The sequence below is a fragment of the Sinanaerobacter chloroacetimidivorans genome (assembly GCF_018128545.1).
GTDB lineage: Bacteria > Bacillota > Clostridia > Peptostreptococcales > Anaerovoracaceae > Sinanaerobacter > Sinanaerobacter chloroacetimidivorans.
Genome location: NZ_JAGSND010000020.1, coordinates 56,799 through 77,141, shown reverse-complemented (window position 1 = coordinate 77,141; position 20,343 = coordinate 56,799). Strand labels below are relative to the sequence as shown.

20 protein-coding genes are annotated in these 20,343 nt (G+C 45.1%); 1 reads left to right on the top strand and 19 read right to left on the bottom strand.

Annotated features, from left to right (window positions below; genetic code table 11):
* Nucleotides 1-38 precede the first annotated feature (38 nt).
* The 12 genes from KCX82_RS19885 to KCX82_RS19830 form a co-directional block, all read right to left on the bottom strand.
* Complete coding sequence (locus KCX82_RS19885; protein ID WP_227020221.1) at nt 39-4,685, bottom strand: S-layer homology domain-containing protein; 4,647 nt, start codon at nt 4,683-4,685, stop codon at nt 39-41.
* Nucleotides 4,686-4,770: 85 nt separating this feature from the next.
* Nucleotides 4,771-5,358, bottom strand: a complete 588-nt coding sequence (locus tag KCX82_RS19880; RefSeq protein ID WP_014315026.1) for a hypothetical protein — start codon at nt 5,356-5,358, stop codon at nt 4,771-4,773.
* The gene (locus KCX82_RS19875; protein ID WP_014315027.1) at nt 5,351-5,644 is read right to left on the bottom strand and encodes an AbrB family transcriptional regulator; all 294 of its coding nucleotides are present in this window, start codon (nt 5,642-5,644) and stop codon (nt 5,351-5,353) included. The genes KCX82_RS19880 and KCX82_RS19875 overlap by 8 nt, the downstream gene beginning before the upstream one ends.
* Nucleotides 5,641-6,084 carry a hypothetical protein gene (locus KCX82_RS19870; RefSeq protein ID WP_014315028.1) on the bottom strand — a complete coding sequence of 148 codons (444 nt, stop codon included), beginning with the start codon at nt 6,082-6,084 and terminating at the stop codon, nt 5,641-5,643. Before KCX82_RS19870 ends, KCX82_RS19875 begins: the two co-directional genes overlap by 4 nt.
* A gap of 14 nt (nt 6,085-6,098) precedes the next feature.
* The gene (locus tag KCX82_RS19865) at nt 6,099-7,055 is read right to left on the bottom strand and encodes a DNA adenine methylase (RefSeq protein WP_014315029.1); all 957 of its coding nucleotides are present in this window, start codon (nt 7,053-7,055) and stop codon (nt 6,099-6,101) included.
* A 5-nt stretch (nt 7,056-7,060) separates the two neighbouring features.
* Complete coding sequence (locus tag KCX82_RS19860; protein WP_014315030.1) at nt 7,061-7,264, bottom strand: hypothetical protein; 204 nt, start codon at nt 7,262-7,264, stop codon at nt 7,061-7,063.
* 86 nt (nt 7,265-7,350) lie between these two features.
* Complete coding sequence (locus KCX82_RS19855; protein WP_014315031.1) at nt 7,351-8,553, bottom strand: antirestriction protein ArdA; 1,203 nt, start codon at nt 8,551-8,553, stop codon at nt 7,351-7,353.
* A 59-nt stretch (nt 8,554-8,612) separates the two neighbouring features.
* A complete protein-coding gene (locus KCX82_RS19850) occupies nt 8,613-8,939 on the bottom strand; it encodes a hypothetical protein (RefSeq protein ID WP_014315032.1) in 327 nt (108 codons plus the stop codon).
* Complete coding sequence (locus KCX82_RS19845) at nt 8,940-9,452, bottom strand: hypothetical protein (protein ID WP_014315033.1); 513 nt, start codon at nt 9,450-9,452, stop codon at nt 8,940-8,942.
* A 287-nt stretch (nt 9,453-9,739) separates the two neighbouring features.
* Nucleotides 9,740-10,231: a Csac_0668 family 2Fe-2S cluster-binding (seleno)protein gene (locus KCX82_RS19840; RefSeq protein ID WP_227020220.1), complete on the bottom strand. Its 492-nt coding sequence runs from the start codon at nt 10,229-10,231 to the stop codon at nt 9,740-9,742.
* Between the two features lie 18 nt (nt 10,232-10,249).
* Nucleotides 10,250-10,588, bottom strand: a complete 339-nt coding sequence (locus tag KCX82_RS19835) for an ArsR/SmtB family transcription factor (RefSeq protein WP_014315035.1) — start codon at nt 10,586-10,588, stop codon at nt 10,250-10,252.
* 2 nt (nt 10,589-10,590) lie between these two features.
* The gene (locus tag KCX82_RS19830) at nt 10,591-10,887 is read right to left on the bottom strand and encodes a hypothetical protein (RefSeq protein ID WP_014315036.1); all 297 of its coding nucleotides are present in this window, start codon (nt 10,885-10,887) and stop codon (nt 10,591-10,593) included.
* A 143-nt stretch (nt 10,888-11,030) separates the two neighbouring features.
* Here KCX82_RS19830 and KCX82_RS19825 point away from each other — a divergent pair, with 143 nt between their 5' ends.
* A complete protein-coding gene (locus KCX82_RS19825) occupies nt 11,031-11,279 on the top strand; it encodes a hypothetical protein (RefSeq protein ID WP_227020219.1) in 249 nt (82 codons plus the stop codon).
* Nucleotides 11,280-11,837: 558 nt separating this feature from the next.
* On the opposite strand, the gene KCX82_RS19820 is transcribed toward KCX82_RS19825, so the two are convergent.
* The 7 genes from KCX82_RS19820 to KCX82_RS19790 form a co-directional block, all read right to left on the bottom strand.
* Nucleotides 11,838-13,235, bottom strand: coding sequence for an FAD-binding oxidoreductase (locus KCX82_RS19820; RefSeq protein ID WP_227020218.1), 1,398 nt, complete (start codon nt 13,233-13,235; stop codon nt 11,838-11,840).
* A gap of 12 nt (nt 13,236-13,247) precedes the next feature.
* Nucleotides 13,248-14,423: an electron transfer flavoprotein subunit alpha/FixB family protein gene (locus KCX82_RS19815; RefSeq protein WP_227020217.1), complete on the bottom strand. Its 1,176-nt coding sequence runs from the start codon at nt 14,421-14,423 to the stop codon at nt 13,248-13,250.
* Nucleotides 14,411-15,226: an electron transfer flavoprotein subunit beta/FixA family protein gene (locus KCX82_RS19810; protein WP_227020216.1), complete on the bottom strand. Its 816-nt coding sequence runs from the start codon at nt 15,224-15,226 to the stop codon at nt 14,411-14,413. Before KCX82_RS19810 ends, KCX82_RS19815 begins: the two co-directional genes overlap by 13 nt.
* A gap of 45 nt (nt 15,227-15,271) precedes the next feature.
* Nucleotides 15,272-16,390 (bottom strand): 2-hydroxyacyl-CoA dehydratase subunit D, encoded by a 1,119-nt coding sequence (locus KCX82_RS19805; protein WP_227020215.1) that lies wholly within the window; start codon nt 16,388-16,390, stop codon nt 15,272-15,274.
* On the bottom strand, nt 16,383-17,648 hold the full coding sequence (locus tag KCX82_RS19800) for a 2-hydroxyacyl-CoA dehydratase subunit D (RefSeq protein WP_227020214.1): 1,266 nt from the start codon (nt 17,646-17,648) through the stop codon (nt 16,383-16,385). The genes KCX82_RS19805 and KCX82_RS19800 overlap by 8 nt, the downstream gene beginning before the upstream one ends.
* A complete protein-coding gene (locus tag KCX82_RS19795) occupies nt 17,641-18,453 on the bottom strand; it encodes an acyl-CoA dehydratase activase (RefSeq protein WP_227020213.1) in 813 nt (270 codons plus the stop codon). The genes KCX82_RS19800 and KCX82_RS19795 overlap by 8 nt, the downstream gene beginning before the upstream one ends.
* 84 nt (nt 18,454-18,537) lie before the next feature.
* A complete protein-coding gene (locus KCX82_RS19790) occupies nt 18,538-20,103 on the bottom strand; it encodes an acyl CoA:acetate/3-ketoacid CoA transferase (protein WP_227020212.1) in 1,566 nt (521 codons plus the stop codon).
* Nucleotides 20,104-20,343 lie beyond the last annotated feature (240 nt).

The following is a 20,343-nucleotide window of genomic DNA, read 5'->3' as shown; positions in this document are numbered from 1 at the left end:
AGTCGGCTGACCAATTAGATTTCTCTTTAATCTAATGCTCACACACGAGCGATACTATAGAGTCCTTGCGGACGCACGTACATGCAATCATGGTTTGTGTAGTAATAAAACTCCAATTGGCTGTAGAGTCCGGGCGACAGGCTGCGGCTGAAGGTGATGCCGTTGGTCGTTGTGCCGTAATCCAGCTGATCCCATTGGCCCGTCAATATGTTATAGCCGCGGACACGACCAAAGTCCTGTCCTGAGTGCCCGGAAACAGGCGGAACCGTAAAGGTGTAATTGGTTATGGTCGCACCCGCAATGCCCTGTTCCAGGATTACTGACTCTGGCCCGGTGAGCGTCATGCCGCCGCCTCGATTGGGGTCGGCAACGAAGAACACAATAGCTGTCCATGGAGATTCAGCGCCGGTAGAGTCCACTGCCTTCACGCGAACCACATTTTTGCCCAATGGATAGGCAGTGCTGGTTTGTGCCGGACGGCCTTCCCAAATATAAGTGATGGCATCTCCATCGGGGTCGGTGCTTGCGGCTGTGATGGTAATAGCTACGCCTGGTGCAATGCTGTTGCCGTCAGGAGTACGGGTGATGACAGGGGTCGATGGAGCGGAATTGGAAACGGTAAAGGTGATATCCGTCCAGTCGGAGTACAGCCCCCAGGCGTCTTTTGCCCTGACCTTCACTGTATGGGCACCCACAGCATAGTAGCTGTCGGAGGTGTTGCCGGAGTATTCCAAGGTCACAGTGTCACCGTCCGGATCGGTGGCATAGGCTGAGAAGTTCACCAACAGTTTGCCATCCTTCGCGGTTCGGGTTACCGATGCGCTTCCGGTTGGTTTATTCGGTGCGTTGTTGGTGATGGTGATGTTCTGCGAATAGGTGAAAGTTCTTCCGGTGCTGTCGGTAGTGCTGGCAGTTAGGACATAGCTTCCGGTACTTTGGATAGCAATGGTCCCACCGCTGCCCGTGAGGCTTCCAGTGTAGCCAGCCGCACTTCCGCCCTTGGTCAGCGACCAATTAAGAGTCCTGCCCTCCAGTCCGGAGGTTCCCGGCAGAGAAACGTAAAAGCCGGAGCCGATATGTGCGGAGGAAGGAACGGTAAACGGGAAGCTGGCAATGGGCTTGACCAGTCCTGCATTAGAGGTGAAAGTGAATCTGCGCCCATTGGTATCAGTGACCACTGCCTGCAGCTTCACGGAAACGGTTTTATCCGTATGGAACCACAGAGTGCCACCGCTGATTCCGAGGGAGCCGGTTGCATATTCCGTGTAGGGCTTTGCCTCGCCACCATCCACTGAAAGGAGCCAGTCAGCGGCTGCTCCGCTCAGCTCAGTACCGGAGGCAGTGACCGCCATGGACTCACCGCTGTAGGTCAGCGATGGTACGCCAATGCTCATGGTTGGAATGGGGTACACCGTGAAGCTCTGACTTCTGGCAAAGGTTCGGCCGGTCGGGTCTGTCAGAGTGAGGATCAGTTCATACTGTCCTTTCGAGGGGAAGGTCAGACTGCCCCCTGCTTTGGTCAGGGTCCCGGAGGCATAAGCAGTATAAGGCTTCGCGCTACCGTTTCCCTGAATGACCGACCAGTCCGCGGTAAGGCTCTCCAAGTCCGTGCCGCTGACACCGACCGTTGCGGCTTCTCCGGCATACCATGTCTGCTGGACGCTGAGTGAAACAGACGGGATGGGATAAACCATGAAGCTCTGGCTTCTGGTAAAGGTTCGGCCCGTAGGGTCCGTCATAGTGAGGATAAGCTCGTACTGTCCCTTCGACGGGAAGGTCAGGCTGCCGCCCTCTTTGGTCAGGGTACCGGAGGCATAGGCAGAATAAGGCTTTGCGCTACTGCTTCCCTGAATGACCGTCCAGTCCGCAGTGAGGTTCTCCAGATCCGTGCCACTGACACTAACGGTTCCGACTTCTCCGGCGTGCCAGGTCTGCTGGACGTTGAGTGAAATTGAAGGAATGGGATAGACCGTAATACTCCGGCTCCTGATAAAGGTTCGGCCGGTGGGGTCTGTCATGGTGAGAATTAGCTCGTATTGTCCCTTCGCTGGGAAAGTCAGGCTGCCGCCTGTTTTCGTCAGAGTGCCGGAAGTGTAGATGTCATACGGTTGTGCGCCGCCGTCACCCTGGATGATTGTCCAGTCCGCGGTGAGATTCTCCAAGTCCGTGCCGCTGACACTGACGGTTCCGGCTTCTCCGGCATGCCAGGTCTGCTGGACGCTGAGTGAAATTGACGGGATCGGATAGACCGTAGTGGATGCACTATAGGAGAACACTCTGCCCAACGCATCCGTCATGGAGGCCGTTAGGATATAGCTCCCGACATCTTTAAACTGTATTTTACCGCCGTAGGCATTCAGGCTTCCTTCCAAAGCATCGGAAGTTTCCACAGACTCTCCGTCTTTGGTAAGCGACCATTCCACCGGCAGCACGTTGTTTTTACCGCGGGTCCGAAGGTCAACGGTACGGTCGGTATGGGTCGATTCGGGAAGCTCGAAAGAAATGTTCAGCACCGGCAGGACTTCGATCTTGCCGCCGTTTTCGAACAGGAATACCCTCCCTATTTCATCGGTGATTCTCGCAATCAACTCATAGGCACCAGCATGCTTGAATCGGATAGAACCGCCGCTGTTATCCAGAGTTCCATCGACATAAGTCGCAAAATCCTGGAATCCAAAGCCGTTCTCTAACAGCCATTCCACTTTTAAACCGTCTAATTCCAAGGTTTCTGGAATCACGGAGACGAGGGTGTCGGTATGGGCGGTTTCCGGTAGCTTGTAGGTGATGCCGGGAACGGGATATACCTTGATCGGCGTAGTATAGCTGTAGTTTCTTCCCGCGGGGTCAGTAAAGGCGGCTTTCAGCACATATTCGCCCTTTTCTTTGAAACGGACGGTGCTGTCCGTGTCGGTGAGTTTCCCCTCCATGTAATCGGCAACGGGAACGGATTCTCCATTTCTGGTCAGCGACCATTGGATTTCCGCTGTTCCAAGATTCTGGAATGATGCCTCTACCTGAACACTCGTATCGGTATGGGTGATCTCAGGCAGATAAAATCCAACGGAGCCTACCAGATAGACGGTGATAGTCCCGGAGGTTTCAAAGGTTCTGCCGGTTTCATCGGTGAGCGTTCCCGTGAGCATATACACGCCCTTATCCCTGAAACGGATCTTGCCGCCGTCATTGGTCAAAGCACCTTCCAGCTCATCGGCAAGTTCTTTTGCAGCTTCACCGTTTTTGGTCAGGCTCCAGTCAACCGTCAGTCCGTCTGCTTCCGTCAGATTTGTTGAAACATCCAGTGTTGTATCTGTATGGGAAGCGGCTGGAAGTTCAAAGGCAATTCCGGCTACCGGATAGACTTTGGTGCTTTCCGTATGAGTAAAGACACGGCCGGTTTCGTCGGTGATAGATGCTGTCAGCATATATTCGCCCTTGCTCCTGAACACAAAGGTGCCACCTTCATTCCCAAGTTTACCTTCCAGGATGTCGGCTGGCTGCACGGCTTCTCCATCCTTCTCAGTAATCCACACGATGTCGTGCCCATAGAGCTTTTCCAGCTGAAAGGCAAGTATGGTCGATTTGTCCGTGTGCGTCGTTTCCGGCAGATCAAAGCTCAGATCAATTATCGGATAGACCGTGATCTGTTTGGACAGTACGGTTTCTTTTCCTCTGGAGTTCTTTGCTGTGGCGGTCAGGGTATACTGTCCGTCCTCCTTGAACCCAATGGTACCGCCCTCCAATCCGAGGGTACCGCTGATAGCATCTTCCAGTGCCACAGGCTGCTGGGAGCCGTCCACGGCGGCTTTGGTTAACGACCAGGTGAAGTTGCTCATGTATTTCCACACAGGCATTACTTGAATTTCCGTGTCGGTATGGGCGGTCGCAGGAAGTTCAAATCGCACCTGTGCGTCCGGGTAATAATGTGAGCCTCCTCCCGAACTACCCCCGGAACCATTGCCCGGATTATCCGGCGTAGGTGTCGGAGTATGCAGAGCCGGATTTGTCGGAGCAGGTGTCGGCTGAGCTGGATTTACCGGCGTGGGTGTTGGCTGAGCCGGATTTACGGGAGTTGTCGTCGGCTGGTCCGAAGTACCGGGGGCTGGTGAAGGAGATACCTGAGTTGGCGTGGACTTTTGCGGCTTGACCTTATCGATCAGATCGTCAGCTTCACCCTTTGTCACAGGATCATTCGGATGGATCTTATTATCATCTGTGTCCCCGATGATACCGTCCTCACGGCCAATGATGAGATATCCTTTGTCCCCATCTTTGATCGCGTCCTGATCCTCATAGCCGCTGTGTCCCTGGGTGTTTTTCGCTTCCTCATCCTTTCCGCTGATCCGCACGAGCATCTTGATGATCTCGGCGCGGGTGATGGGGTCATCCGGAAAGAAGCCGTCCGGATAGTCGAGGGGGTCAATAATGCCGGCATCGATTAGGGCTTCAATGCTTGCCTCCGACCAGTGACCGTTAATGTCAGGAAAGCTGGGCGGGTCTTTCTCTGCGTTTGCAGTATTCAGCGGGATATCCCGCACCATAATGGCGGCGAACTCGCCGCGGGTGATGATCTCATCCTTCTGGATGAAATTTTCCGGATGCAGGCGGTATGCCGTATAGATCCCGCCGCAGACCAGAAGTAGGAGAACAAGGGCGAGAATGCCAATGCGTTTTCCTTTTTGTTTCATGGGTTTTCAGTCCTTTCTTTTTTGATTTTGACTATGACAAAGCCGGAATCAGCAATCTGATCCCGGCCTTAAGTCCTGATTGGTTTCATAGCTTCAGTTCCATGCCTCCGCTTTGCTCCTGCTCCCTGCGGTACGATTCCATGGCCTCCTGTGTCGGGTAGATAAGCTTTCCGTCCACCATCTCAAAAATGCAGAAGTCCTCCCGGTCGCAGACCATGATCTTGTGCTGGTAGTCCTTCTGCATGTCAATGTAGTCCTTGACCTCCTGCGCACTGCACAGCCAGACACCGGTGGTGTAGCGTCCGTCCGGCAGATAACAATAGCCGCTGTATTGCGGCTCATGGTTTTTCAAATCCAGCGCTCCCACGGGACGAATCTGTGACAGCTGGAGTCTGGCCTGATCGGACAGGATCTCCGGCTTTGCAATACCGAACACGTCACTCCGGTTCCAGCGGATTTTTTCTCCTTCCGCCAGGGAAACGGTAAAGATTGAGCGGCTGATGGGATTAGGATTGCTGCCGTTTCCTCCGGTGCAAAAGTACAGCTGGTGTTTTGCCTCCCGGCAGTCCTCCGGCAGTGCGGAAGGATGCAGGACAATGACCTTTCCGCTGATGGGCATGTCATATCCGGTCTGTAAGCAGTCCTCCTGAGAAAATAATGTTTTTTCACTCATGACGCTGCCCCTTTCTCTGCTCGATGAGTTCCAGCAGCCGTGCAGCGATGGCGATCTGTGTGCCCTCCGGCATCTCACGGATAGCGGCATGGACAAAGGCTTCCACCGCCTCCGGCGATTGATCACCCACCTCGATGAGATCCACTTTTTTGATGCTGATAGTTCCCTGGCTGATGCCCAGCCTGACAATATCACCATAGTCCATGCCAGAGGAGGATCGGAGTTCTTTGGGGATCAGGACACGCCCCTTGCCGTCTACGATTTTGTAAATAGGCTTTGCTTTCATACGAAGTAACCCTCCTTTTTCATAACCTCCCGAACGGTGTCGGAGTGGATGCCCAGGTTGTCAAACAGCCCGTGCAGTTCATCCGGCAGACGATCCAGCGGGTCGGCGGGTCGGATCTTGATTTCTCTGTCCCCGCAGATGATGTCCAGATCGCTATCCAAAGGGATATTCGCATCTTCCAGCAGGGAATAAGGCAGGGTCAGATCATCTTCCTCTTCCGGTTCTTCCTCCTCATCCATCTCCTGTGCGTTGTGAATGGTGATATCCAAGGGTTCTGTCATAATAAGAATCATTGGGTACGGATAGTTTTCTTCCTCCGAAACCGTGAGGGTGACGTACACCTCGTCACCGGGCTTTAACCCGGCTGCGCTTACGGTTTCCTCCGAAAAAATAAGGTAGCCTTTGTTGTCTACAGCAGATTTCATTTCAATCATTTTCATAGGGATTTCCTCCTTTAAGTTAGCCCCTCAGTGGGGTCATCGTTGTTTGCCGAAAACAGGTCGGCGTCAAAGAGATTCATTTGGGACGGCATGTCCCGCAGACGCTCGCCGGTATCGTAATTTGAAATCAGGACTTCGGCGTATTCACAGCCGTTGTCGTAACGCTGCGCCAAGTTATTGAGGCGGCTGACTGACTCGATGCAAAAGCCCTGATACAGCTCCCGGATAAATTCGCAGTCGTTGTAGCTGACCAGCCATTTTCCCTGACAAGCTGCAAGGGTATCCCGCAGCCTTGTATGATCTTCCTTTTTAAATTCCACGGCGTAGTGTCCTTCCGTCTGGTAATAGGGAGGGTCGCAGTAGATGAAGGCGTTCTCCCGGCTGTATTGCTTGATCAAATCCTCAAAATCCTTGTTTTCAATGATGGTATCCTTGAGCCTCCGGCTGCCCTGCCAGAGCAGGTGGAAGGTTCTGCGGATATCGAAGGGCTGGCAGCCGTAGCTGGTGCAGCCGCTTCCGTAGCTTAAGCGGATGAGCCGGTAAAAGGCGGCGGCGCGCTTCACATCATTCATCTGCGCGTATTCCAAGAGGATGGGCTCGATTTCCTCAAACTGCGGCTCTGTGAGATACTGCTCGGCAATCTCCAGTTCCTCCCGCAGATACTCGTTTGTGAACTCCTCCTTCGTCAGATACTTTTTCAGGACATTGAATTCATCGCGGCCGTTGAGAGGAAAGAAGTTCAGCTCCTTTAAGAGAGCCAGGGGACGGTCACGGACACAGCGGAACAGGTTTGCCAGGTCGGAATTAAAATCGTTGTAGACCTCCATGGCAGTATCGGGTGGCTTACCAAACAGCACCCAGCCTCCGCCGCCGAAGACTTCAATGTACCGTCCGAACTCCTTTGGCATCCGCTGATAGATCATCTCCCGCAGTGCTTTCTTGCCGCCCACCCAGCTGATGATGCTGTTCATTTTGATCACCTGCCTTTGCTTCGGAGGTTAATTTTCTCCATATCGGTTTTCATACAGGAGCCGTCTGCGCTCCAGCAGATAAATCCAACGCCGGGATAGGGACAGCCCTCGCAGCGGGAGGGATCTTTTGGCGGCGGCACGACGTACTTTTTTGGCGGGCCGGTCACTCCCGCGCCTGTCTTTTGTTCTGGGGTTATATCATAGTTCATGATTCAGCTCCTTTCTCGGAAAACAAAAAAGGCGCTGCCTTTTTTTATAAGACAGCGCCTTTTCGTTCTATTATCTTTGTTGTGGGTTACAGCATCTGCTGACCAAGTGCGGGACTTGAATATTCCAGAGTCATCTCCCGGTTGCCCAGCCGGATTATGCCATAGGGCGTAGCGCAAATATTTGCTTCCTTCATCAGATCAGAATCGCATCGGGAGAAATGAATGTGCTTGAGCATTGGATCATCTTCCGGGATGTGATATCGTTTCAGGAATTCCTGCCTGGCGTAATCTTCAGGGGAGGACAGCTCCGGATAAAAATCAAAGCAATCCATGTTCTGTGTAATATCAAGGGCCAGGTCGATATCGGTACAGTCCATCAGCTCAAGAGCTGCTTTGAACTTCGCTTCCTGACCTTGGCAGCGGAGTTCATAAATCTTTTCTGCCAGCAGCTTTATTTTTTCGATGTCCTCATAGTCACCAAACACACCATTTAATTTGGGGACAGAGCTTTTATTGGTATACACCACGCATCCATCAAAATTTTTAATGCCCTGTTCCTTTAATACTTCCGATATCTCATCCGGTGTAGCGGGCAGTTTAAGTATTGTACATTCGTCAATATCCGACGGATAAAATGTACCATCACATACCAGGAGTTCAAAGACATAGTTCTCCAGGAAAGATTGCTCCGGCAAGTGGATACCATCATAAACTGTTTCCCAACTCCCAGAGCCATTTACTACATAAAAATCGTTGTGAAAGATACCACCTTCCGCTTCCTGACGCGCACGACCGATTTTTTCATAGTCCAGCAAGTCCAGAAGCTCCTGCTGATATTCTGGAGGTACATGATTGACCGCATCTATAAAATCATTGTCGACATAGAATTTGCCGAGTTCCCGATCATTTTTAGCAGGTACTGCATGAGCATCACCAAGATTGTATGTTTGGTTGATCAGGTCATGCATTGCCAGATTGCCCTCGCCCACTAACGCACAGCCGGTGAAGGCGATGCGGTCATGCTCGCTCAACTCACTTATACGGTATGCAAGGAAGTTCAGCTCAGCAAGAGGAGGATTTTCTGGAATAAAACTCAGTTCCTCTCCCTGCATATTGAAGCACTCCACAACCTGATATGGCTGATCATCTGTGACTCTTGCACGATGTAGTGCGTCCTGTATTTCGTCCCGGCTTGCGGGGAGTTTCAGATATGCGCCGGAGTATGCGGGCGCGTCGTACAGGTCCGACCGCATCAGTGTCACAGTCATCACCTTTTCCTTTTCTGACATTGATTATCTCCTTTCTGAAATAAAAAAAGCGCCCTTCAGTTTTATAAAACCAAAAGACGCTACATGTTCATCTGCATCCCCTGATCAGGATAGAGGATGGCGAATCTTGCGTTTTGCAGATTTGTAACCGCATTACTTTTCAAGAATTCGGGATGAGATTTAAGCCACTGGAGATCTTCGACGGTTGCATCTTGAGGTTCCCCCTCGCCATAACGGAAGGATTTAACCGCCACTGTGATGTATTCTGAACCGCCGCAGTCCTCAACCAGTTCTTTATATAGCTGGGAGTTTTGTATGTCCTCCACTTCGGGAACCCCACTCATGAGTCCAACGTCGCGGATGCCAGTGTTGGTTTCCAGGCCGATGATGGAAAATATCTTGCTCACTTACATTCCTCCCATCATCGGACCGCTGTAACCGAGAGCGGGAGCGCTGTTTTTCATTTCCTTCTCCGGCTTGATGGAGTAATTCTCATCATTCCAGAGGCTGACATAAATCTCGCCGTCTGGCGTTTTGATAGGGCGCTGTTCTAGGCTTTCCCCGAAGCCATCTGCATTTTGTCCAACCACAAAATTCAAAAGCTCGGCTGTTTCCTCACCAGAAAGAGCTTCTGTTAGCCCGGCGGTCATGACTCCCCACAGCTCACCATCGCAGACTTCCACGGATGGATACAGGCTGTGTACCTTTTCCTTCAGCGCATCCTCATGGATGTATTCCGCAAGGCCGCGGTCATTTTTAAATTGCCGGTTCTCTTTGACGATGGCAGCGAGGATAGCATCTTCATAAGAGACAGCATCTGCAGGGGTGATTTCCACCGGATTGTCCTCCACTCCATACTCGCCCTGGGGGTAAGTCACGATCTTCAGAGGGAAAAAGATACGCATTGTTTCGTTTGCCATTTCGGTTTCCTCCATTCTTTTTCGCCACATCAGGCAATAAAAAAAGAGGCTATGCTTCTCATAAAAAAGAAAAACATAGCCTCATGTGCTTCTGCCTGACGGCAGATTTAGAAAATTGTTTTGGGTATATGAAAACAAAGGCATCAAGATTTATCATCTCAATACCTTTGGATTTTCAATTCAATTCTATTAATTTTTCCATTTAGCATAATTGATCCTATATACCAATAGATAATACCAAACTCATACGATACCAGTTTATAAAGTGTCACATGAATAATTTGTCACTATTTGATTGATAGTCCCTTATCTATTGCATCCTGAACTATTTGATGGCAACACTTACCTAATGGGTTGTTCTTCTGGCATTGCGCATTTTTCATTGCTCCAGTAAGCTTCAAGACATCTTTCATATTTTTAGCACCATCTTTTACGACAGCAGTTATAACTTGTTCCTCCGTAACTTTACTACAGTAACAGGCATATTTAGGATTAGCGCCGTTCTTAAACCATATTGGTACTTTTACTTGCTGTTTATTAAATTTGATATTAGATTCTGTATTGTAATAAGTAATATCACATTCCTCACTCATGCATAAAAAATAATCCTTATCACCGATTTGCTCCGTTAACTCATCAAGTACCATATGCTTTACTGTAATGTTTTTAACAAGAGTACCTTGTTTTTCACATACAGGACACAAATTGTTATTTCCTACCTCACACGAAGATTTTTCTGAATTTCCACAACAACATTTATTCAAAGTTTCTTTTTCCATTATCTATATTTTCCTCCCTTAACTCTTATTTTCATTTTCTATAACCTCACAGGTACATATCTTATTTATACTCCCTTCGGCTATTGATTGGCCAAGCTGAATAAGTTCCTTTATTCTTTCGTCAGAAATATAATAATAGATATTCTTTCCTTCTTTAATTGACTTTACAAAATTACACCATTTCAAACATTTTAACTGCATTGATATAAGACTTTGGGAGCAACATAAATCTTCGGCCAGTTCACCTACGTTTTTTTTATCATTTAATAAAGAAATAATAATTTGGTATCTTGTAGGATTAGATAGTCCGTGAAAAAACTTTGTATACGCTTCAATTTGTTCATTTTTAATTTGCATAACTACCTCTCTAAAAAGTACGAATATGAAATAAATCCAACAGATATTACCGTTGAAATCCATAGAATAATTCTTGTGGTTTTTGGTGTACTCTTATTTTTTGCTATTATATAGTGAGCTACACCAAGCATTAATGCTGTTATTACTATGAAAACGTTTTTATAAGGTGTAATAACTGGAGCAAAAGAAAGACCTATACCGCTCAAACCAAGAACTGATAATAGAGGGATTCCAATACAACATATTGATGCAAAAAAAGATGATATAATTGATCCTACACTTAATATTTTCTCTTTCATAATATATCCTCCACATTATATAAACATTTCAACATTTATTGATATGTTTATATTAACATAATTTAATTATATATACAATAAGAAAAAATATAGTGTCTCTGTTACATTTTTAAAAGTTATGAATAACATATTGCAAACAATTTGTGAATTTACAAAAAACACCCGATGTCATCTATAAAATGCCTCAAAAAAACGGGCCGAAAAATGCACTATTTCTGCCCGTTTTTTTCTCATTTTTTGCTCCAAAACCACTACATATTGTGGTTGTACCCCTTTATTTTTTGTCTCGACCACAATACGTCATCATTATTATCACCTCAACGTGCGTTGAATGGTCAAAAAAGATGCCGTTTGAAGCTGGTGGGGCCTTGGCGGAAGGATATGTTTACTAATCATAAACAAATCTCTCACTGAATTAATCTCAATATTACCTTTGCATAATATAATGCCAACATTTTTGAAGTAATTGTTTTTCCGACACCCGGCCCCCCCTGTAATCATCAGTAATCCATTCTTGTCCAAATGTTCAATGCACTGATCGTAGATTCCGGTTTGAACAAAATATTTGCTTTCTTCATCAATATCGCTAAGAAGAACTTCACAATCTATAAATATGTCTTGATTGTAAATTTCAGTTAATATATTTAAAGCATATAACCATAATTTAAAATGTTTTCTTACAATATCAGAGTTTTCAGGCATTCTATACTAATAAATCGCCAAATTCAATAGCATTTAAGGATTAGGCTTATTGTTGCCAGATTAAACAGAATACAGCCGCTGGCAGTGATAAAAACGTGATTTCAAACAGCCACCGCTGCTCGAAATGACGGTGTAACATATGTTTGACAAACCTACAATTTAAAATCAGACTTATTTACGGCTTATTGCTAACCAGATTTACGATCCAAAAACGTCATTTCAAAGCTAAGTGAAAAACTCTCTTTTCTTTAACAGATTTTCCCCGGATTTAATATATTCATCGGATCAAATGCTCGTTTTATCGATTGCATTAGCAACGTATTTACTTCACCGTCAGATTCCTGAAGATATAGTTTCTTCGCAAATCCAATCCCATGTTCACCTGATACTTTTCCTCCAAGTTCTTTCGCTCTCTGATACAGATGTCTAAACACTTCCTCAAGCTTCTCTTCCCATTCTGCCTGATTAAGCTCATCGCGCAAAATGTACATGTGAAGATTACCATCTCCAGCATGTCCAAATCCACGTATTCTAATATGGCATTCGGTCTGTAATCTGTCTCCGAATTTTACAAACTCTGCAATCTTATTTCTAGGAACAACAACGTCACATTCATCCATTTCAGTCGTCGAAGCTTTGATTGCCTCTAAAAAAGCACCTCGAGCTTTCCAGATTGAATCTTGCCTTTCCTGCGTATTGGAAATCAATACATCGAGTGCCTCCTGATCTAGGCAGATTCTTGCCACTTTATCGTATAAACGTTCAATTTCTTCAGTGCTGTTTCCGTCAAAAGTAAGCAAAAGATATGCATCCGCCGAATGGTCAGGAAATTTTTTTCCGAGAAATTCTTCTGAAACCAAAATTACGTCCTTAACTATATACTCGATCGCCGTAGGAATGATCTTTGCTTTAATAATGATCGGAACAGTTTCAATTGCCATTTCCAGATTTGGAAACGGTATTAAAAGGCTAATAGTTTTTTTTGGCAGGGGCAGCAATTTTAGTATTGCTTTAGTTACAATTCCAAGAGTTCCTTCTGATCCGACAATTAGATCCTTGATACTATAACCCGAACTATTTTTTACTATCTTCCCCCCCAGTTGAAGGATATCTCCATTAGGCAAAACAACCTCAAGGCCGCGAACGTAGTCTCTGGTAACTCCATATTTTACTGCTCTCATACCTCCTGCGTTAGTATTTATATTTCCAGCGATAGTGGCACTCTTTTCTCCAGGGTCCGGAGGATAAAACAGGTCATGCTCTTCAACAAATTTTGAGATTTCCATAAGCAAAACGCCGGGTTCAACAGTCAGTGTTAAATTATCCTCATCAAGTTCAAGTATTCGATTCATCTTGCTCATGTTAATCATTATGCCTCCATAAATTGCTACAGATGCACCGACAAGGCCTGTTCCCTGGCCTCGTGGAGTAACGGGAATATTATTATTAAAAGCATACTTCATGATTTGCGAAACCTGCGAAGTTTCGATAACTTCTACCAAAACCTCTGGATACTGGTGGACTCCTCCCAATTCGTCGTGGCTGAAGTCGTCATTTATTTCCTCTTCTCCAAAAAAAACTTTATCCTCACCACATACCGATCGTAAAAATGCAAGATCTCTCTCATCAATTTTTTTATAAGTCATCTGATTTCCTCCTCACTTCAGTTTTTCAATAATCCTTGGTATAACCTCGTATATATCACCAACTATTCCATAATGGGCAACATTGAAAATACTTGCATTTTCATTACTATTTATTGCAATGATACAATCTGTATTGTTCATACCAGAAATAAACTGTATGGCGCCAGAAACTCCGCAGGTTATGATAAGTTTTGGTTTTACAGTCCTTCCGCTAAGCCCTATCTGCTTTCTTGCATCCAGCCAGCCCGTCTCAATAAGCGGTCTGGTTCCCGCAACCTGTGCTCCAAGACGGTCTGCAAGCTGATAAATCATATTCAGATCCTCTTTCTTCTTTACTGCTCTTCCCGCAACAACAATCACTTCTGCATCTTCAAGCGCTTCAATTTTTTCTTTTTTCTTTATCTTAATGACATTGATATTAGATGCCATTTTTTCAAGAGGCATGTCATATTCGGTAATCTTGCCTTCAGTTTCTTTTGTTCGCGCAGGGGCATCAAATACTTTATACCGAACCGTTGCGAACTGAGGCCGATGCTTGGGGGTGTGAATGTGTGCCATTATGTTCCCGCCAAACGCAGGACGTATCTGGTCTAAGTCGGTGTTATCCTGAATACTCAGTTTCGTGCAGTCAGCTGTCAATCCCGTTCTAAATCTTGCCGCGACACGAGGGGCCAAGGATCTTCCAACAGTAGTACCTCCCACTAAAACGATGGTTGGCCTTTTTTTCATGATGAGATCTTCCATTGCCGCCGCATATGGTTCTATCCTGAAGTATTGAAAGTGTTGATTATCATAAACAAAAACTTCGTCTACTCCGTAATGCAACAATTCTTTTGCCTTCTCTTTAATTTCATAACCAATCAAAATTCCGTATACAGGGTGCCCTATCTTATTCGCCATTTCCCGTGCTTTTCCCAGTAATTCATATGTGACAGGATGAATCTCTCTCTCGGAGCAATCAGCATAAACCAGGATACCGTTGCCAGGGTCAAATTCAGCTGTTTCCGGTTCATCTTCAACCAATTCAAATACTCCGACAGGCCCCTGTTTAACGCAGATCTTGCACATCTTGCATCCTGCATTGATTTCTATTTTACCTTCAATGCATTCAATTGCTCCGAAAGGACAGAGCTTCACCGTCTCCTCTGGGGACATTGATTTTTCCTGATGAATTACTATCTTTGCCATCCCGATTCCTCCTGCACAAACTTCATTTCCATCAGCTTGTTTACTAGCCGATCACTCAACTCTTGGCTGGAACCTTTCCACAGCTCACGGTTTGTGTTCGTTTCTGGCGGAAAAATTCTCTTAACTTGAGTTGGAGAGCCATTCAGTCCGTATCTTTTCTCATCCTGATCTTCAAAGTCATTAAGACTTAACACTGATATTTCTTTGGATTCCGTTTCCAATCTCCTTTTAAAAGAAGGCAGACGTGGCTGGTTGATTCCCTTCTCCACAGTAATTAAGCAAGGAAAATTAACTTCAGCAATTTCTATGGTATGGCCCATGTCCATTTCAACTACAATTGACCTCTCTTTTATTTCCAAAATATTGAGCACGTTAGATATATGAGGAACCCCAATAAATTCAGCAATTTCAGGGCCAACCTGAGCAGTATCTCCGTCGGTTGTCATTTTGCCGCAAATAATCAAATCAACATTGTTTGGAAGTCTTTTAATTCCCTGAGCTAGCGCATATGAAGTTGCCAGAACATCTGCACCGGCAAATCTCCGGTCCGTCAATAAAACCGTTTCATCAGCACCCATCATAAATGCTTCTCGCAAAACTACTATTGCCTGCTGCGGCCCCATTGTAATTGCCGTTACCTTGGCTCCTTTATCTTCTTTGATCCGTACCGCAATTTCAATCGCATACAAATCATATGGATTCATCTTGGCTTCGATTCCATCTCTTTTTAAAACTCCAGTTTCTTCATCGATTTCAACTTCAGTTGTTCCCGGAACTTGTTTAATGCAAACAATGATTTCCATTACATTTCCTCCTATAGATATTTACTATCTTCTTTATCCGATCATTTACAAAATCTCACGGAAACTCTGTACTCTCGTTTTCATTTGCTCAAAGGAGGCTGTCTCTTGATCAATCTCAAGATACAGGTTTCTAATACCTGCTTTTTCTAATTGCGCATGATAGATTGGATAATCAAACTCTTCCGGATCGCAAAATTTCATCATACAAACAATAACAGCATCCGCTTTATATTTTCCAACCATTTCAATCAGCATGGCTCCCCGGGGTTTTAAAGGATTTGTGGCGAGACAGCATCCATCAAACTCAAGCCACCAACCCGCAATACGCTCGAAAGGATCGTTTCCTTCCGGCACATCTATCCTGAATTGCCTAGATTCTTGTGCCAGATCATCCGCTACTACTGCAAATCCGTATTCCTTGAAAATTTGCAGTATCTCATCCGGCTCAGCAGTAATTCCCGTCAACACTGCCCTTTTCCCTTTCCACGGTTTCATTGGCTGCTTCCTTATCTCTGACATCAATTCCCTCACCAGCGCTGTATGCCTGGATTTTTCCATAAACCATCTCGCCTTGATCACAGCATGCCGTGTTGCGGGATCAATGATATGTGGATAATCTGCAACCAAATTTGTAAAGTCTCGCATAGTTCTTCTATTGTCATTGTAGATTTTAATGCTGTTTTGGATTGCTAGTTCTGATATCTCAACCCCCAAAATTTCTTCTAATTTATCCCGTAATATTCTATACTCAGCCTCGAGAAATTTTGAAGCGGCTTTAATTTTTCGGTTTTGGGGGTGGGTAAATACCAATACCGGAGATGAACCTTTCCACTTTTGGCTCATACATTTTAATGTATCACAGGGAACTGAGAAAACGACGGCTTTTAATATATCATATGCACCCTCCAGCTGCAGTTCCATAACAGACTGCATAATCGAACAAGTGAATGGAGGGAGATATGCCCGTGCTTTTGAAATGCTTTTTTGTCCTCCCCAAATTCCAACAGGGAGAAAGCCTGCGGCATGGATAATCTCTTCAGGAGAATACGCCGGCATAACGCCCACAGCGCCTCTTCCAGTACTTTCAATAAAAGAAGTAATTTCTGCCTGCGGATTCGTACTTATAGAAATAAATTCATTTATTAAATCATTGATTCTATTCATTGCTTTCTCCTTTATTCTGCTGCATCATTTCATCAAGAGCCTGCACACGAACCTCATATTGCGCAGGAGCATAATTACGCGGATCTGTCTGATCACCATCAAAATTTACGAATGGCAATCCGTTTTTCTTATGTAATAGCTCCGCCGTCTCTACGTTCAGAAGGCTCATTAATTTGCAACTTCTATTTTGATGATACAGAATTCCATCACATTGTCCTTCCGTAATAATTTTGGATAAAACTTCAGTTTTATTTTCAATACATGTATTGATATAGATTCTCGTATATGCTTCCGCCATTGAATACAGATCACCAGGCTCATATGTCAAATTCCATAAACCGGGATACGCAGATCCTGTCATAATTATTCCAGAATCTTTTAACATCTTGAATGTATGGCCCAGATGCGGCCATACTGCAATTCCCTCCCATGTAATACGATTTTTTTCTTCATCTCTGTAGGCATAAATTCCTTCTTGCAAATTTTGCTCTAATTCATCTGCAAATTTTTTAAATGTGATCTCTGCATAACTTCTACTTCGCGCCTGGACAATTAATGCCATAAAATTGAATAAATGAAATCCGTTCAAAGGGGAAGGCTTATATGTGAGAAAGCTTGCCAATCGATTCCACTGTGCCACTGAACGCTGAGTCTGTTTCTGAACCTCTAAAAACTTATCGTAATCAAATTTTCTGCCACAAATGTCTTCAAGTTGTGCAATCGCATCTTTAAATTGCTCTGCTATATACTCTTTTGCATACTGAGGGATCGGCATCGTGTGGTTGAATGGAACGTCGATGATAATGCATGGAATGTTCAACTCCACAGCAAGATTTTCATACCATTTGAGCAATGTGTTGCAAATATTATTGCAAGTAATGATTAAATCGGGTAGAGGAATCTCAACTGCCGGTGAATTCAGAAGTTTTTCAGGAGTGTTACCGGTACGTTCCTTCTCAAGTAAAAGTTCCAGGTACCCCAGATTTACTCTGGCGTAGGAGCACGTATCTAAAGAATATCCCTTATGCTCCGAAACTTCCAGAAAATCCAAGGCCCCTTTTCGTGCCCCAATTCCCGCCGCATGAGTTTCAGGGTATACCATGGCAATATCCATCGCGACGCAAAACTCCGGCGGTGCTACAGAGGCAGACCAGCAAACAAGTCTGCCTTCCTTTTTTGCTTGCCATGCCTCTTTATCAAGGATTTCCTGATAATATAAAAGCAATTGTTTTGCATTCATTTCTGTTATATTAGTCATTGATTTTTTTCTCCTTCTGAATCTTTAATCCTTTGATATTTTCCTCGTACGCTATCAATGCAGCTCCTAGGGCACCGGTAATCTGCGGATTTGGTGCTACATTAACATGTCGGTTCAATTGTTTGCTGATCGCTCTTACGACTCCCCCATTTTGTGCTACGCCACCACTCATCACTACATCGTCTTCGAGTCCCGCTCTGTAGACAAGAGCGCAAGCCTTACTGGCTACAGAGCGATGGATTCCAGCGATTACATTTTCAACTGCAATTCCACTGGCGAGTTGGGAAATCACTTCCGACTCAGCAAATACTGTACAGGTGCTGCTTACTGTTGCTGGCTCCAATGCTCGTGAATCATAAGCTTCCATCTCATCAAGTCCAACCTCAAGGATTCTAGACATTACTTCAAGAAAACGACCTGTTCCTGCAGCACATTTGTCATTCATGAAAAACTGCGTTACAGAGCCTTTGCTATCCAATTTAATGACTTTTGCATCCTGCCCGCCAATATCAATAATTGTCCGCGTTGAAGGAATTTGAAAGAAATTTCCCTTAGCGTGACAACTAATTTCGCTGAACTGCTGATTGGCTTCTTCAAGCATAAATCTACCGTATCCGGTTGCAACGACATTATCCATTTCATCCAAAGTCAAACCAGCCTTAGCAAGAGCGTTGTCAATTACCTTTTTCGGTCCGGTAGTTCCTGTTCCAACCTGTAATACAGCAGTTGCTATTATTTCTTTTCCGTCTTTTAGAATTACTGCCTTTGAGGAAGCAGAACCAATATCCACGCCCATTGTATACATGACTATTTCTCCTTTATTGCTGACTCTTTTTATTTTTCGGAATCAATCCAATTAACGACCAGTATCATCTTCGTTTTTAATAATTTAATTATCTCTGTTAAGTCCCATACGCTCCTCACGAAACAATACCTCGTCCATAGATTTGATATTGAGGTCGATTTTCGGCTCAAATTCCATTAGCTCTATAATTTGTGTCCGTACATCAATCCCAGGAGCCACTTCGATAATGTATAGGCCATCCTGTCTTAACTCAAAAACACATCGCTCCGTGATATAAAGAACCTTTTGTCCTTTTTTATTGGCGTATCTTCCGCTAAATGTAACTTGTTCCACTTGCTTGATGAATTTTGTTTTCTTGCCCTCCTCTAAAATGACTAATCTTCCCTCTTCGATTTTTGCTTTCAAACCATCCGCATTAAATGTCCCGCAGAAATAAACATTTTTTGCATTTTGTGTAATATTTATAAAGCCCCCGCATCCGGGCAGCTTTGGTCCAAACTTGCTGACATTAATATTGCCCATCTCATCGCATTCAGCTAGTCCAAGGAATGCCATATCCAGGCCGCCTCCATCGTAAAAGTCAAACTGATACGGTTGGTCGATAATCGCATCCGGGTTCAAGCTTGATCCAAATTTCGCACCGGATTGCGGAACCCCTCCTATGACTCCAGATTCTACTGTAAGTGTCATATAATCCGCGATTCCTTCTTCATTGGTGACCTGAGCAACGTATTCAGGAGTTCCGATGCCGAGATTGACTACCGTATCCTTACGCAGTTCCATTGCAGCCCGGCGGCCTATAATCTTCTTAGCAGAAAGCGGACTGATCTCAACCTCTCCCCCCACCGGTTCTCTTGTCATTCCGCAGATCGCCGGATTAAAAACACCGCCTAGACTTTGCTCATGATTCTTCGGATCCGACACAACTACTGCATGAACATAAATTCCTGGAATTTTTACAAGTCTTGGATCTAATGTCCCCGTTCTGACTATTTTTTCAACTTGTACGACAACTTTACCCCCGTTATTTTTAACAGCCTGTGCAATCGAAGTAACCTCTGTCGTTGCGGCCTCCTTCTCCAGCGTTACATTGCCATATTCATCTGCGTAAGTTCCTCGAAGGAACGCAACATTTAATGGAAAGGCTTTATAGAAAAGTTTCTCTTCACCATCCATCTCAAGGAGTTCAACCAAATCCTCAGTAGTCCTAGAATTAACCTTCCCCCCGCCATTTCTAGGGTCAACAAAAGTATCAAGCCCTACGTGTGTTATGGTACCTGGTCGATGCCCAGCAATATCCCTGATTAGATATGTTAGAACTCCCTGAGGTAGGTTATATGCTTCACACTTATTTGCCAGACACAGAGCTCCTAGCTTAGGCGCAGTTGCGTAATGTCCGACGATTACACGCTTTACTAATCCTTCATGCGCAAAATGGTCTCCTCCTGTCGTACCACTACGGTCCCCTTGCGAAGCGGAATAGAAATATGTAAGGTCACGAGGAGATCCGGTCTGTAAAAATCTCTGTTCAATAGCTTTGCTTAACTCTTCAGGATTACAATTTCCAACAAATCCGCTTGTTATTACTGTGTCGCCATCCTCCACAAGATTCGCCGCTTGTTCCGCTGTAATAATGCTTACTTTACTCATTTATATCTCCTCCTATTCCTTGTTTCAATCATCTAAATCTACCTTTATACTCTTTTTAGGGTATAATTAATACAAGTGCATAATAATTCTGTTGCACCAGATTTGGATTTTTTAATATCCTCTAGTATTTGGGGAACCTTTTAAGATTGATTACATCTATATTATATTTCAGGCCAAACGCATCATTTAGATGTCATCTGTTACAATACGTTTGGCCTACTTAACTGGTAATTCAATATT

Bases quoted from the DNA above. Each gene is read 5' to 3' on its own strand.
- KCX82_RS19885 (WP_227020221.1), bottom strand. From the start codon at position 4,685: ATGAAACAAAAAGGAAAACGCATTGGCATTCTCGCCCTTGTTCTCCTA.
- KCX82_RS19880 (WP_014315026.1), bottom strand. From the start codon at position 5,358: ATGAGTGAAAAAACATTATTTTCTCAGGAGGACTGCTTACAGACCGGA.
- KCX82_RS19875 (WP_014315027.1), bottom strand. From the start codon at position 5,644: ATGAAAGCAAAGCCTATTTACAAAATCGTAGACGGCAAGGGGCGTGTC.
- KCX82_RS19870 (WP_014315028.1), bottom strand. From the start codon at position 6,084: ATGAAAATGATTGAAATGAAATCTGCTGTAGACAACAAAGGCTACCTT.
- KCX82_RS19865 (WP_014315029.1), bottom strand. From the start codon at position 7,055: ATGAACAGCATCATCAGCTGGGTGGGCGGCAAGAAAGCACTGCGGGAG.
- KCX82_RS19860 (WP_014315030.1), bottom strand. From the start codon at position 7,264: ATGAACTATGATATAACCCCAGAACAAAAGACAGGCGCGGGAGTGACC.
- KCX82_RS19855 (WP_014315031.1), bottom strand. From the start codon at position 8,553: ATGTCAGAAAAGGAAAAGGTGATGACTGTGACACTGATGCGGTCGGAC.
- KCX82_RS19845 (WP_014315033.1), bottom strand. From the start codon at position 9,452: ATGGCAAACGAAACAATGCGTATCTTTTTCCCTCTGAAGATCGTGACT.
- KCX82_RS19840 (WP_227020220.1), bottom strand. From the start codon at position 10,231: ATGGAAAAAGAAACTTTGAATAAATGTTGTTGTGGAAATTCAGAAAAA.
- KCX82_RS19835 (WP_014315035.1), bottom strand. From the start codon at position 10,588: ATGCAAATTAAAAATGAACAAATTGAAGCGTATACAAAGTTTTTTCAC.
- KCX82_RS19830 (WP_014315036.1), bottom strand. From the start codon at position 10,887: ATGAAAGAGAAAATATTAAGTGTAGGATCAATTATATCATCTTTTTTT.
- KCX82_RS19820 (WP_227020218.1), bottom strand. From the start codon at position 13,235: ATGACTTATAAAAAAATTGATGAGAGAGATCTTGCATTTTTACGATCG.
- KCX82_RS19815 (WP_227020217.1), bottom strand. From the start codon at position 14,423: ATGGCAAAGATAGTAATTCATCAGGAAAAATCAATGTCCCCAGAGGAG.
- KCX82_RS19810 (WP_227020216.1), bottom strand. From the start codon at position 15,226: ATGGAAATCATTGTTTGCATTAAACAAGTTCCGGGAACAACTGAAGTT.
- KCX82_RS19805 (WP_227020215.1), bottom strand. From the start codon at position 16,390: ATGAATAGAATCAATGATTTAATAAATGAATTTATTTCTATAAGTACG.
- KCX82_RS19800 (WP_227020214.1), bottom strand. From the start codon at position 17,648: ATGACTAATATAACAGAAATGAATGCAAAACAATTGCTTTTATATTAT.
- KCX82_RS19795 (WP_227020213.1), bottom strand. From the start codon at position 18,453: ATGTATACAATGGGCGTGGATATTGGTTCTGCTTCCTCAAAGGCAGTA.
- KCX82_RS19790 (WP_227020212.1), bottom strand. From the start codon at position 20,103: ATGAGTAAAGTAAGCATTATTACAGCGGAACAAGCGGCGAATCTTGTG.